General features: G+C 69.6%; 9 protein-coding genes. 6 read left to right on the top strand and 3 right to left on the bottom strand.

All coding sequences use genetic code 11. From position 1 onward, the window contains the following. Positions 1 to 162: 162 nt before the first annotated feature. Positions 163 to 2,952, bottom strand: a complete 2,790-nt coding sequence (locus KBX71_RS19580; RefSeq protein ID WP_247683775.1) for a M14 family zinc carboxypeptidase — start codon at positions 2,950 to 2,952, stop codon at positions 163 to 165. 187 nt (positions 2,953 to 3,139) lie between these two features. Here KBX71_RS19580 and KBX71_RS19585 point away from each other — a divergent pair, with 187 nt between their 5' ends. From KBX71_RS19585 to KBX71_RS19595, 3 genes are all read left to right on the top strand, one after another. Then, positions 3,140 to 3,517, top strand: a complete 378-nt coding sequence (locus KBX71_RS19585; protein ID WP_247683789.1) for a hypothetical protein — start codon at positions 3,140 to 3,142, stop codon at positions 3,515 to 3,517. Between the two features lie 128 nt (positions 3,518 to 3,645). After that, the gene (locus tag KBX71_RS19590; protein ID WP_247683776.1) at positions 3,646 to 5,730 is read left to right on the top strand and encodes a hypothetical protein; all 2,085 of its coding nucleotides are present in this window, start codon (positions 3,646 to 3,648) and stop codon (positions 5,728 to 5,730) included. A 10-nt stretch (positions 5,731 to 5,740) separates the two neighbouring features. Next, positions 5,741 to 8,002, top strand: coding sequence for a hypothetical protein (locus KBX71_RS19595; RefSeq protein ID WP_210819456.1), 2,262 nt, complete (start codon positions 5,741 to 5,743; stop codon positions 8,000 to 8,002). A 116-nt stretch (positions 8,003 to 8,118) separates the two neighbouring features. On the opposite strand, the gene KBX71_RS19600 is transcribed toward KBX71_RS19595, so the two are convergent. Continuing rightward, a complete protein-coding gene (locus tag KBX71_RS19600; RefSeq protein ID WP_210819457.1) occupies positions 8,119 to 9,462 on the bottom strand; it encodes a glycoside hydrolase family 18 protein in 1,344 nt (447 codons plus the stop codon). Between the two features lie 146 nt (positions 9,463 to 9,608). Between KBX71_RS19600 and KBX71_RS19605 the strand changes: the two genes are divergently transcribed. Then, entirely contained in the window at positions 9,609 to 10,493 is an 885-nt protein-coding gene (locus KBX71_RS19605) for a bile acid:sodium symporter family protein (protein WP_210819458.1), read from the top strand. Positions 10,494 to 10,548: 55 nt separating this feature from the next. On the opposite strand, the gene KBX71_RS19610 is transcribed toward KBX71_RS19605, so the two are convergent. Next, positions 10,549 to 10,968 (bottom strand): PPOX class F420-dependent oxidoreductase, encoded by a 420-nt coding sequence (locus tag KBX71_RS19610; RefSeq protein WP_196926210.1) that lies wholly within the window; start codon positions 10,966 to 10,968, stop codon positions 10,549 to 10,551. A 239-nt stretch (positions 10,969 to 11,207) separates the two neighbouring features. Here KBX71_RS19610 and KBX71_RS19615 point away from each other — a divergent pair, with 239 nt between their 5' ends. Both KBX71_RS19615 and KBX71_RS19620 read left to right on the top strand, forming a co-directional pair. Next, complete coding sequence (locus tag KBX71_RS19615) at positions 11,208 to 12,236, top strand: Fic family protein (RefSeq protein WP_210819459.1); 1,029 nt, start codon at positions 11,208 to 11,210, stop codon at positions 12,234 to 12,236. 125 nt (positions 12,237 to 12,361) lie between these two features. Then, entirely contained in the window at positions 12,362 to 13,255 is an 894-nt protein-coding gene (locus KBX71_RS19620; protein WP_210819460.1) for an NAD(P)-dependent oxidoreductase, read from the top strand. Position 13,256: the final 1 nt, after the last annotated feature.

The following is a 13,256-nucleotide window of genomic DNA, read 5'->3' on the forward strand; positions in this document are numbered from 1 at the left end:
CGCTGCCGAACTAAACGCCCGCCCCAGGAAGGCACTCGGCTGGGAGAGCCCAACCGAGTGCCTGTCTAAACTCCTGGCGTCAGCCCAGAACTAGCCCACCGTGTTGCGACGATCCCTGGAACTCAAGCCGAGGGGACGGGCGCTTCGCTGTGCGGGGCTGCGTCAGCCGACAACCGACCGCAGCGGCACCTTGGCGGCGTTCAGCGCGCGTACCAGATCTCTTGCGAACGGGTGTTCGTCGACCTGGAGTCCCTGGGGGTTCGGGATCACGACATACGCCGAGCCGTTCTTCTCGGACGTCTGCGCGTCGGTGGTGAAGCGTTCGACGATCGCCCGGGTGCGGGGTAGGTCGCCGGCCGCCACCTGGATGGTGATCGGCCGCCAGCCGCCGCCCAGGTCCGGCGTCACCGGCGCGGCGGCGGCGCTGGCGCGCGCCGCGTCGGTGCCCGGGGTGCGTCGGGCGCTCGGCGGGTTCGGAGGGTAGAGCAGCGCGTTGGCGACCAGGTGCAGACCATTCTCGTTGTACGCGCGGAAGAGCGGATTGAACGCGAACAGCACCGCCCGACCGGCGCCGGTCGGCTCGTCGACGACGGCCGCGGTGCCCTTCAGTGTCTCCGCCCCGACGGTGTAACCGTTGGCCCAGAACGTGTCATCCGTCGGGTAGGTGAGCACGTTCGTCCCGGTGGTGCTCGGGGTGAGGATCGGGTCGCTGTTGTTGAACTCGAAGTCCTCCGCCGGTCGACCCAGCGCCACCGGGCTGTCCTGGTCGACGTCGACGCGCAGGTGCGAGCCGATCACCAGGTAGTCCGCCGGCTTGGTCTTCTCCGTGGTGGAGGTGAGCCCGGCGGCGCGGGCCACCCGGGTGCCCTCGTTGCGTAGCCCGAGGTAGGTGTGGCCCCGGCCGATCCAGTCGCGCAGGTTGGCCTGCCCGGCGGCGGTCAGACCGCCGGTGGCGCTGCTGCCGTCGGGCACCAGCAGCACGGTACGCCCGGTGAACGCCTCGGTGTTGTCGTTGATGTCGGCAGTGGTGACCGGTTTCAGGTCGAGCCCCCACCGCTTGCCGAGCACGTAGCGGGCCTCCCCGTGCGAGCCGGAGGTGGTGGAGATGCCGGCGCCCTGGAACAACCCCACGTCCGGCAGGTCGAGTCGGGTGCCGGCGGGCCGACCGCCCGGGGTGAGGGTGACCCCGAGGGATTCGGCCAGCCCGTCCACGCTCCGGCTCACCTTTGCGGCCGGGATGGCGACACGGCTGGTCGTGAGGTCACGGACCAGGGGGACGCCACGGCCGAGCAGAGTGAAGGTGAACTCCGCGGCGGCGGCCGAGTCGAGCGGGTACGTGTACGAGCCCCAGGGCCACGCCGCGCCGGTGCGACCGCCGGAGACCTTGCGGACCAGTTCGGCCCTCGGCCGGACGGAGTCTCCGGTGTAGATGGTGTTGATGCCCATCAACAGCGGGTTGCTCCAGGACGACACGTCGTAGAAGTACGGGAACGGGACGTACGGGTCCTCGCCCATGATCGCCTGGATCCAGTGCTTCTGCGGCTGGTCCATCGGGATCCAGTACGCGCCCTTGGGCACCGTCACGTTGGTGGCGCTGCGCCCGCCGAAGACCCGCGCGGTGGGCACCCGGGTCGCCTTCTGCACCTCGTACACCTCCACGTCCATCCGGCGCAGCCGCTCGACGAGCTGGCGGACGTCGGCGAGTTGCCGGTCGGGCAACAGGAAGTACGAGCGGATGCTGAGGTTCGGCACCGGGAACTGGACCTCGTTGGTGGGCTGCACCACCTCGTTCGGCTCCAGGGTGCCCGCCCTGCCCTGGGCGAGCGCGTCGGTCCAGATGTCGAAGTAGCCGTCCAGCACCTCGCGCTTGTTCGCGGCTGCCCAGCCGAGCGTCGACCACTGGGTGTGGAACTGCTGCTGGACCCGGTCGGCCACCGCCGACGCGCTGCCCTTCTCGTACGTCATGCCGGCCGCGCCGAAGCCGGTGGTCGGCACCGTGTCGCCGTAGCCCATGAAGAACATGTCGTACGTGTCGTAGTTGAAGTAGCACTCGGTGGTGACGGTCTCGTCGCAGGCCCCGTTGAATCCGAAGCCGGCCTTGTTGGCCTCGCCGATGCGGTTGATCCAGTCCACCGCCTCACCGGCGATCTCGTGGTGGATCGGGTCGGCGTTGGGCGGGAAGAAGTACTGCCGGCCGCCCATCTCGTGCGCGTCGACGAAGACCTGCGGCGGGTAGCGGCGCAGCAGTTCGAGTTTGCCGTCGGTCTCCTGCTGGGTGCGGGCGAACCAGTCCCGGTTCAGGTCGAAGCCGAACTCGTTCTGCCGGCGGGTCGCGTCGCGGCCGTCCGGGTTCTGGGTGGGGACGATGATGGTGACCAGGTTGTCGTTGCGCTGGGCGACCGCGCAGGACAGGCCAGCCGCCAACTCGTACAACGTCTTGAGCGCCGCGTCGGCGCCGCTCTTCTCGCCGCCGTGCACGTTAGCGGTGACCCAGACGATGGCCGGGCTGTCCTTCGCCGTCCGGGCGGCCGTCCGCGCGCTGGTGCGGCGCGGGTCGCGCAGGTCGCGGACGTCATCGGCGATCTCGCGTAGCGCGGCGGGCCGCACATGGCGTTCGTTGGACACCACCGCGTACGGCAACGGCTGGCCGAGCACGCTTGTGGTCATCACGCCGGTGACGACCCGGTTGGAGGCACGATCGACGGCTCCGAGGTAGGTCCGGACCTCGTCGTTGGTGACGACCCGTTCCTGCCCCGCGCCGAGCGGGAAGCCGAGCACGTTCTCCGGAGTGGGCACCGTGCTCAACCGGGCGGTCGGGTCGTCGCTGCACCGGGAGGGCTGGGCGGCGCTCGCGGCCGGTGTGCCGCCGAGCAGGGGAGTCATGCCGAGCAGGAGCGTGATCGTGGCGGCACTCGCCAGCCGCCTGGCGGGGGCCATCCGGAACGGACGCATCGATGGGGCCATGAGTCGTGTTTCCCCTCTCGGGAACAACCTCGCAGTGGCCGGAGCCTATGAATCGCCGATACGGCGGTCAAGGGTTGATCGATATTGTTGACTACGCGGCGTGCCGGTCCCGACGCGGAGTGGCAGGATGGTGGCGTGGGTTTGTCGTCGTCTGGGAGGAGGAGACGTGCCGGAGATGATCACGCTCTCGGTCGATCCGGATCTTCCGTCCGCCGATGCTCGGCGGTCGCTGGCGTCCTGGCTGCGCGCCGAGGAGCGGCTGCGGGAGGGGGTGACCACGACGCCCCCCGAGGGAATGGCGGCGGACCGCACGGACGTGCTGCGGGTGGCGGCCAGCGATGCGGGCACCGCCATGGTGCTGGTGCAGTCGATCGCCGGCTGGCTGACCCACCGCCGCGATGATGTGACGGTGAAGCTCACCCGGCCCGACGGATGGTCGGCCGAGGTGGACGTGCACCGGGCTCGCGACATGGATCAGGTGACCGCGCTCATCGAGGCTGCGGTGCGTGCTCTGGCCGGTCACCAACCGTCTGTCGAGACGAACGACCGCTGACCGATATCGATCGCCGCACGGACACCCGGCCGGGCGCTCCGAAGTAGATCGATGTCGGGTTCTCGACCCAGCGCTACCGCCCGAATCCCCTTGCCCGGACAGTGCACTGCGCCGGAGGAGGTGGGAAGTTGGGGCAGCCGACGGGCGACGCCGTCATGATCCGGGAGTGGTTCAGTGTGCCGCGGGTGTCCGCCGAGAACCGGGCCGCGGTCTACGGCGTACGCACCCAGGATCCGCGGGTGGAGTTCGTCGCGCTGACCGTACGGTACTGGGTGGACGCACACGCCACCCGCTCGATGACCCGCGACCGGGTGTTGCAGGCGATGACCGGCCGGATCTCCGCCGACAACGTCTGGGACCTGGTCGCGATGCTGGCGAGGCTCGGGCTGGCCGAGGCGTTCTTCGACCTGGCGGCCTCCGACGTCGACGCCGACGGCGCGTTCCGACGATTCCTGCTCGGCCTCGACCCCGCGCTGCTCGACGCGATGCGCCACTACGCGGCCTGGAACGGCATCAATCCCAAGCTGTTCCTCGACGGCTTCCTGGTGGGCGTCGGGGAGTCGTTCGCGACTGTGGTGGTCGACCTCGGCAAACTCGTGCAGCTGGTCGGTCGCCTCCAGCAGGAGCAGCTGACCACCCTGATCGTGCTCGCCGTGGACCCCCGGGCCGGTCTGCAACGTCTTGCCGAGCAGGCCACCGTCGTCCGCGAGGCGCTGGCCGGCGTCGTGGCCGCGCTGGACCCGAGCACCGTGCCCGAGCGGCTGCTGACGCTCTGGCGCGGCTGGGCGGCGGAATTCGGGCGGCACCTGGAGGAACTCGACCCGTTCGCCGCCGGCCGACTGCTCGGCAGGATTGCCGGCGACCTGTTCCAGGTGCTGACCGGCCTGGTCCACCTGGTCCGGCTGCTCGGCGGCGTGGCGGTGCGCGCCGCCGTCCGGTACGTGCCGCTGCTGATCGTGGGCGCCCGGGAGGCCGCCGCCGAGGTCCGTCTCCTGACCACCCAGATCGCCGCGCTGCTCGTCGCGATCGGCCGGGCGGCACTGCTGGCCACGCCACAGGTAGGCCTGGCCGTGCTGCGTACCCTGTTTCCCCCGAAGGTGCTCGACGCGCTGTTCCGGCAGGGCCGGACGCTGCTGGTCGACGCCGAGCTGACCCTGACCGTGTTCAACCAGGCCGCGCACGCCGAGGCGTTCGCCGGGGCGGGTGCGGGAGCCCGGCTCAGCGCGCTGATCAGCGTCGACGGCAAGCCGGTCCTGATGGCGTGCATGTCGGAGACGGTGTCGTCGGCCGGTCGCTCGGCCAGCCGAGCGGAGCTGAACCAGGCGCTCGACGAGATCATCAAGCGGGTCGAGGATCTGCGCGAACTCAAGCCGCCCAAGACCCCCCGCGACATCCGGGCCGCCGCGGTGCGGGCCGCCATCGCCCGCCAGCTCGAACAGCGCCTGACCACCGTGTCCAACCGGGCGTTGCAGACCGCCGCGTACGAGGAGTTCCGCGCGCTGCGCAAGGCCGGGCAGGCGCAGCCCTGGCGGCTCGGCCAACAGGTACACCGGCGGATGGCGGCCGAGACCGCTCAGTTGGTCGCTCGCTCACCGGGGTTGCAGCCGTTCGCGGAGAAGTCGCTCGCCACTGTCGTCGAGGCGGTCCGCGCGGCCAACCCGGAGCTGGCTGCGGCCCTGCGCGGCTCCGACGCGGTGCTACGGCAGACGGTCGCCCAGCTCCTGCTCAGCCACCCGGACCGGGACCTGCTGCTGCGCCTCGTCGGGTTCAGCCGGAGCCCGTCCGCGGCCGGCGCGGAGAAGGCGTTGGCCGGCCACCTGGCCGAGCGGTTCGGGTGGAAGGCGTCCACGACCGTCGGTGAGCTCCGCAGCGACCTGCTGTTGGTCGACTCGGAGGCGGCCCGGGTCACCAACGTGGACTGGACCGCGTCGACGAAGCTGGAGCGCTTCGAGAAGACGTGGGGCACTGTCGCCGACGACCTCGGTGAGGCGTTCGACGGTCGCTGGGAGGCGATCGCGGACGCCTACCAGCGGGCGAAGAAGGGCGGAGTGCCGGCAGAGGTCGTCGCCGGTCTGGAGGAGCTGACGGCGCACGCCGTGCGGGAGACCGTCGTCCGGCAGGCCGCCCTCAGCCAGTTGTTCCCCGGGTTCTTCGTCACCTCGCACGAGATGACGTACCAGGGCCTGCAAACCCTGTTCAAGCTGCCACTTTAGAGGAGCACCGATGGGTGAAGTCGTCGTCGCCGACGCGGACCTGGCGACGCTGAGGTTCAGCACCGCGCACTCCGACCGCTACGTCTACTCCAACTACTTCGTGCCGGTCCAGCTCACCTTCGACGACGGGGAGACGCCCCTGCTGCCGTTCTACGTCAAGCAGGCGCTCATCGAGGCGATGCGGTACGGCGGGCTCTCCCATGACCGGCTGCCGCACCTGCTCAAGGAACTCGGCCTGTCGGGGCTGTGGAAGGCCAACGACATGGACACCGCCGAGGCGGCGCTGCCGGGGCAGGACTCGGGCATGATCAACCGCGAGCCGCCGGCCCGGCGCCAAAGCCTCCTCGGTGACCAGGAGGCGGAGTTCGTCGCCGGCCTGCTCCAGTCCGATGTGGGCATCGCGTTCCTCGACCGGACCCGGATCCGGCCGGTGGGCTTCGCGCTCGGCGAGCACGTCTACGCGTTGGCGCTCGCGCCCGGCGAGGAGGCGGTGCTGGAGCAGCGCACCTACACCAAGCGTGAGCTGACCCTGGAGGAGCAGGACGAGACGGAGAAGCAGACCGACGTCGAGCTGACCAGCGCGCTCACCACGGAACTGCAGGAGGGCTTCGAGCGGCAGAAGTCGCTCACCGACACCTGGGGGCTCAACGCCAGCCACACTGGCCAGTACACCAGCCCAACCGGCATCTGGGGCACCTTCAACGCCAGCCACACGATCGGCTACACGCGCAGCGTGACGGCGGCCAGCCAGGAGACCAGCCGTCGTGCGGTCAAGGACAGTCAGACCGCCACCTCCAAGGTCGCCGCCCGCTACCGCACCCAGCACAAGACCGACTTCAAGTTGGTCAGCGAGACCGGCATGGAGTCGACCTCGAAGCGGACCGTACGCAACCCCAACCGGGCAACTCCGATCACCCTGCACTACTTCAAGGTGCTGCAACGGCTGGAGCTGGCCCACGAACGATACGGCGCCCGGGTGTGCTGGGCGCCGACGGTGAAGGACCCGGCGCTGGCGTTCGCCAAGAAGATCACCGACGGGCGCCAGCGGATCAGAGACAACGCTCTCGCCGCACTGCCCACCATGCCGGTCAAGCCGGTGCCCCCGGCGCCCGGCGTGCCGGCCGCCGTGGAGACCCGCACCATCTTCTCCCCGGTGGTCACACTCGACAAGTGGGGATTCACGGGCGACATGAGCGCCGACTACGACATCGACGTCGCCTTCGACAGCGGGTGGGAGTGGGACGGCGACATCGAGACCATTCGGCAGAACCTGACCCTGATCACCCGCCGGCCGCCGTCGGGCATCGCGGCTCGGGTGGTCGGGGTTCCGGTGGTCACCGACGCCAACGGTCAGCCGGCACTGCGGGTGCGCATCCACGTCGGCGCGGCCAGTTGGCTCGCCGGTCCCGGGGCCGACGTGCAACTCGCCGCCACGTTCCGGCGTACCCCGACGCTGGTCGCCGAGAACGCCGACGACGCCGCCTACAACGCGCTGATCGCGGGCTATCTGACGGATCTGCAGGACTGGCAGGACAAGCGCGACGCGGCGCTGGCGGCGGCGGAGGAGGCCGCTGACGAGTTCGAGGCGCGGCTGCGCGGCGGCTTCTCGCCGGTCAACGAGATGGTCTCGCAGATCGTCGAGGCGCACTTTCCGGCCAGTGTGCGGGACGAGGCGTGGGAGATCGAGTTCTGGCACCGCGTCTTCGACTGGGAGCGCGCCTCGTTCGTGTCGTACCCCGGCTGGTGGTCAGCCGGGGACGCCCGCGCTCCCGAGCGCGACCCGAGTGACTTCCTCAACGCCAGCTGGGCGAAGCTCTACCTCCCGGTGCGGGCCGGTATGGAGCTGGCCGCGCTGCGGTGGATCTTCGGCAAGGCCGTCGCGACCCGGCTCGCGCCGGCCGTGGAGCAGCAACTGGCCGCGTTCGTCGACGAACTGGGCGCGTTCCGCACCAGCCACCTCGGCACCGGCGACGAGATGCCGGACCTGACCAGCGAGTGCCAGGAGGTGCCGGAGCGGGTCTACTGCCTGGCCAAGTGGGCCGAGCTGATGCCGACCGACGGCACTCACCTGGAGGTCGTGCAGGGTGCGACAACCGCCGCCGACGCGGTGACCAGCAAGGAGATCAGGGACGCGGAGGCGCTGCGGGCGGCGCTGCTCGACGGCGAGCTGCAGACCAACCGGCTCAAGACCAAGGCGTACGACCAGATGACCGGGGCGGCCGACGTCGACATCCACCTCGGCACGTCGGGTAACAGCGGCCCGACGGCGTGACCCGGCGGCGGTCCCCCTCAGCGGGCACACGCCTTCCGAAGGGTCGCGGCCCGGTCCCGCCGGCCCGCCGCCGGCCGACTCAGCGGCTGGCGGCGGGCCGGGTCTATCGGGTACGGCTACCAGGTCGTCAGGCCGAGACCGATCGTCTTGGTCAACGTGGCGTTGTCGTCGTCGCCGTCGAGCGACCAGATCATCGCGCCGGCCAGGCCGGCCCGTCGGATGTAGAGCGTCTTCTGCAACACGACCGCCGGATCGTCGTACGTCCAGAGCGTCGTACCGTCGAACAACCAGGCGTGCCCGGCGCGCAGGTCGCGGTGCACCGTGTAGCCGTTGCCGGCCAGGGTCTTGAGCACCTTGTAGTCCTCGTACCCGGCCTCGAAGGTGGCCGGCGCGGGCCCGGTGGCCGGCTGGAACAGGCCGTTGCCGCCGCCGGTGATGCCGGTCCAGCCGCGACCGTAGTAGGGGATGCCGAGGACGAGCTTGTCCCTCGGCGCCCCACGGGCGATCCACCCGTCGATGGCGACCTCGACGGAGAAGTCCGGGTTGTCCGGGGCGCCCGTCGGGACCCGAAGTGCCGACTGCTGGTTGGCCCGCGCGTCCCAGCCGCCGTGGAAGTCGTACCCCTGCACGGTGGCGAAGTCCAGGTACCTGAAGATCTTGCGACCCTCGTAGCCGGCGTCCATGGTGGCCGGGCTGGCCGGCAGGAACGCGGTCAGCGGGTGGTGCGCGCGGGTCGTGCGCCCGTACCCGTCGAGCTGCCGGCGGAACTCGGCGAGCAGCTTGGTGAAGTTCTGCCGGTCCTCCGGGCGGATGACGTTGCCGGGCTCACCCTCCCAGTTGGGCCACTCCCAGTCGAGGTCGATGCCGTCGAAGACGCCGGCTGCGGCGCCCGGGCCGCCGGCGGCGCCGTCACCGCCGGGCAGGTTCCCCTTGAGGTAGAGGTCGATGCAGGACGTGACGAACGCCTTGCGGGAGGCGTCGGTGCGGGCCGCGTTCGAGAAGTACGTCGACCAGCTCCAACCGCCCAGCGAGATCAGCACCTTCAGTTCAGGGTGCTTGGCCTTGAGCTTGGCGAGCTGGCCGAAGTTGCCGTTGAGCGCCTGACCCGGGGCGTCCGCGACACCGTCGACGCTCTCCTCGGCCGGGACGGGGCGCTGGTAGTCGGCCCAGGCGTCGCCCTCACCCGGCCCGCCGTCTACGTAGCACCGGCCGTCCTCGCTGACGTTGCCGAAGGCGTAGTTGAGGTGGGTGAGGCGGCTCGCCGCCCCGGAGGTTTCGAGTTTCTTGACCGGGAAGGCCCGGCCGTAGATGCCCCACTGGGTGAAGTAGCCGACCCGGTGGTAACCAGTGCGGTGCTGGTGGTTGTCACCGGCGCTGGCGGCGGTGGGTGGAGCGGCGGTGACCAGCACTGTCGCCAGGGCGGCGACGGCGGTGAGACGGCGGTGGCGGAATGGTCGCATCGGCACACTCCCACGAGACAGCAAGCAGAATTAGTAAAGAGACTTATCTGATTGATGAAGTTAAGCCGATCACCGTCCGGGGTCAAGAGCCGCCCAGCCAGATGGGGGATTGTGACGGCGTTACCGGGTGGTAACGATGTTGTGCCATGGACTCCGCCGTGACTCTGATCGGACTACCCGTCGCCCTCGGCATCATCATGCTCGGTCTCGGTCTCGGACTGACCATGGCGGACTTTCGCCGGGTGGCCCACCATCCACGAGCCGCCGTCATCGCACTGGTGTGCCAGGTGCTGGTGCTGCCGGCGCTCTGCTTCTGCCTCGTCCTCGCGTTCGACCTGGCGCCCGAGCTGGCCGTCGGCATGATGCTGCTGGCCGCATCACCCGGCGGCACCACTGCCAACCTCTACAGCCACCTGTTCGGCGGGCACGTGGCCCTGAACATCACCCTGACCGCCATCAACTCGGTGCTCGCCGTGTTCACCCTGCCGATCCTGGTCAACCTGTCGGCGGCGTACTTCCTGCCCGACGGGAGGAGCATCGGACTGCAGTTCGACAAGGTGCTCCAGGTCTTCGCCATCGTGCTCGTCCCCGTCGCGATCGGCATGCTCATCCGGGCGCGGATGCCGCACCTGGCCGAGCGGCTGAACCGCCCGGTCCGGATCCTCTCCGTCGTCGTGCTCGTCGCGGTGATCGCCGGCGCGGTGCTCGGCGAGCGGGAGAACATCGCCGACTACTTCGTCTCGGTCGGCCTGGCCGTGCTCGCCTTCAACCTGCTCAGCCTCGCCATCGGGTACGGGGTGCCGCGCCTCGCCGGTGTCGAACGGAACGCCGCGACGGCCGCCGGGTTCGAGATCGGCATCCACAACAGCACCCTGGCCATCACTATCGCGCTCAGCCCGGCGCTGCTCAACAGCACCCAGATGGCGATCCCGGGCGCCGTCTACGGCATCGTCATGTTCTTCACCGCGGCGGCCTTCGGCTACCTGGTGACCCGCGTCGGCGCCCGGTCCGCCACCGCCCTGACGCCCTGACGGCTGACGCCCTGGCGCCCCTGACGACTGTCGTCGAGGGCGCCAGGGCGGGCGCTCAGCCGACCTGGTTGTTGTCCTTCTGCGCGCCCCAACCGTGCCAGCGGTCGATCTCGATCAGGGCGCTGACCCGGGCACGCTCCCGCCGTGGGTACGCGTTGCCCGTGTAGTGCTTCGACAACCTGTCGATGTCCGCCAGGCCCTCGTCGGGGCGCAGCTCGGCGACGTGCCCGATGATGCTGACGTGGGTGTACCAGCCGGCCTCGTCGAGCACTGTGAGGGACACCCTGGGGTCGTTGCGGACGTGCTCCAGGCGGCGGCGGCTCTCGTCCATGTTCACCAGGATCCGGCCGTCCTCCCACAGGTACCAGGTGGCGGCGGACACCGGCTGGCCACCATTGCGAAGGGTGGTCATGACGGCGGGGTTGGGCTTCTGGAGCATGGCGACCGCGGCCTCGGGAAGCGGTGGCTTGGACATGAAGTCTCCTCGTCGCGACAACGTTTACCCCTGCACGTTACGCACCGGGTGTCTGCGTCGCCCGCTGTTCCGGATCGTGGCGGAAGTAGTAGCTCCGGCGGTCAGAGAATAACTACGCCTGGTGCGCGCCTCCGCCGGACGATGCGCGGAACTTGATAAGTTCAATTGACCAGCGGAATCCTGTGACAAGTTTCGTTCGTCGATATTCGAACGACCAACTGTGGGGAAAAGGTGGGTGTGTGGTGGGAAGAGGCCGTCCCAGCCGCGCCACCGTCTACCTGCGTCTCGATCAGGCGTTGAGTGAGCTAAACCAGCGCCTCGGTGGCCTTCCTAGCCCGAAGGAAGCCCAGACGATCTGGGAAGACATCTGGCACCAAGAGGCCCACCACTCCACCGCGCTGGAGGGCAACACGCTGGTGCTTCGTGAGGTGCAGGCGCTACTGGAACGGGGTCGGGCCGTCGGGTCAAAGCCGCTCAGGGAATACAACGAGGTCCGTGGCTACGCCGACGCCGCCCGGTGGGTCTACAGCCAGGCCCTTGAACCCGACGGATGGCACGATGGGCGCCTTGTCAGCGTCACCGAGGTCCGCCAGGTGCATCGCACCGCAATGACTCCCGTTTGGGACGTTGAACCTCCCCCCGAAGCCACCGGCACCGAAGGACCCGGCAACTTCCGGCGGCACGACATCCGCCCATTTTCCGCAGGTATGGCTCCGCCGGCATGGACTCTGGTGCCGGCCCAGGTGAACCAGTGGGTCGAGGAGGCCTGCGAGACCGGGGAGCGTCTTGCGGCCGGTGGCTCGCTGGATCGGCCGTTGCCCGAGGAACTCGCCCGGCTGCATGACGACTTCGAGCGGGTGCACCCCTTCATCGACGGGAACGGGCGTGCGGGCCGCCTACTGCTCAACCTGATTCTCGTACGCCTCGGCTACCCGCCCGTGATCATCTTCAAGCGTCAGCGTGACGCCTATCTTGCTGCCATGCAAAGGGCGGACCTCGGGGACTACGGAGCGCTGGGGGAGCTAATCGCACGTGCAATGTACGACAACCTGAATCGCTTCATCGTGCCGAACGTCGCCGGGCCTGCCCGCCTCGTACCGCTCGCGGCCCTGGTGACAACCGATTTCAGCCTTCCCGCCTTGCGACAGGCCGCCCAGCGTGGACGTCTGGACGCGGTGCAGGGGGCGGACGGCATCTGGCGAAGTTCCCGCAAGGCGGTCGAGGCGTACCGGACGACGAGGAACCAGAAGCGACATCGTTCCGAATGAAGCTTATCCAGTCGCTGCGCGAGCGGCTAGCGTCGGTTACTACTGGCAGTTGAGTGTGTGTGCCTGACGCGGAGTAGGCCCCACCCGTGCGCGAGGCACCTTGCTGCGCCGGAGAGGATGTGGTCATGAGCAATTCCGCACTGCCCAGGCGTGTTGTCGTCACCGGCGCCACCGGCAAGCTCGGCCGTGCCGTGGTCGCCCACCTGCGCGCCGTGGGCGTCGACGTGCTGGCGGTGGACCGCGCCGGCGGTCGTGACCCGCGCGACGTGAACGGCGAGTTCCTGCTTGTCGACCTGACCGACTACGGGCAGGTGGTGGAGGCGCTCACCGGGGGCGCCGACGAGCACGCGGGCGGCGTCGACGCGGTCGTGCACCTGGCGGCGGTCCCGGCCCCCGGGCTGAAGTCGAACGCGACCACCTTCGCGAACAACTCCGCCGCGACGTACAACGTGTTCGCCGCCGCCCGGGCCGCCGGAATCAAGCGGGTCGTGTGGGCGTCGAGCGAGACGGTGCTCGGGCTGCCGTTCGACACCCCGCCGCCGTACGCGCCGGTCGACGAGGAGTACGCGCCACGGCCCGAGTCGACGTACTCGCTGAACAAGGCCCTGGAGGAGGAGATGGCCCGGCACTTCTGCCGGTGGGACCCGGAGCTGGTCATGGTGGGTCTGCGCTTCTCCAACGTCATGGACGTCGAGGACTACGCGCCGTTCCCCTCGTTCGACGCCGACCCGCGGCTGCGCCGGTGGAACCTGTGGGGCTACATCGACGCCCGCGACGGGGCCCAGGCGGTCGAGCGCGCGCTCGCGCACGACCAGCCCGGTGCCGACGTCTTCGTCATCGCCAACGCCGACACCGTCATGAGCCGCTCCAGCGCCAGCCTGATGGCCGAGGTCTACCCGGGCGTCGAGATCCGTAAGGAGCTGGGTGAGCACGAGACGTTGCTCAGCATCGACAAGGCCCGCCGGGTGCTGGGGTACGAACCGCAGCACTCCTGGCGGGACCACGTCGACGTGCTGTAGG

Origin of the sequence: Micromonospora sp. D93, assembly GCF_018070365.1 — a bacterium.
Taxonomy (GTDB): domain Bacteria; phylum Actinomycetota; class Actinomycetes; order Mycobacteriales; family Micromonosporaceae; genus Micromonospora; species Micromonospora ureilytica.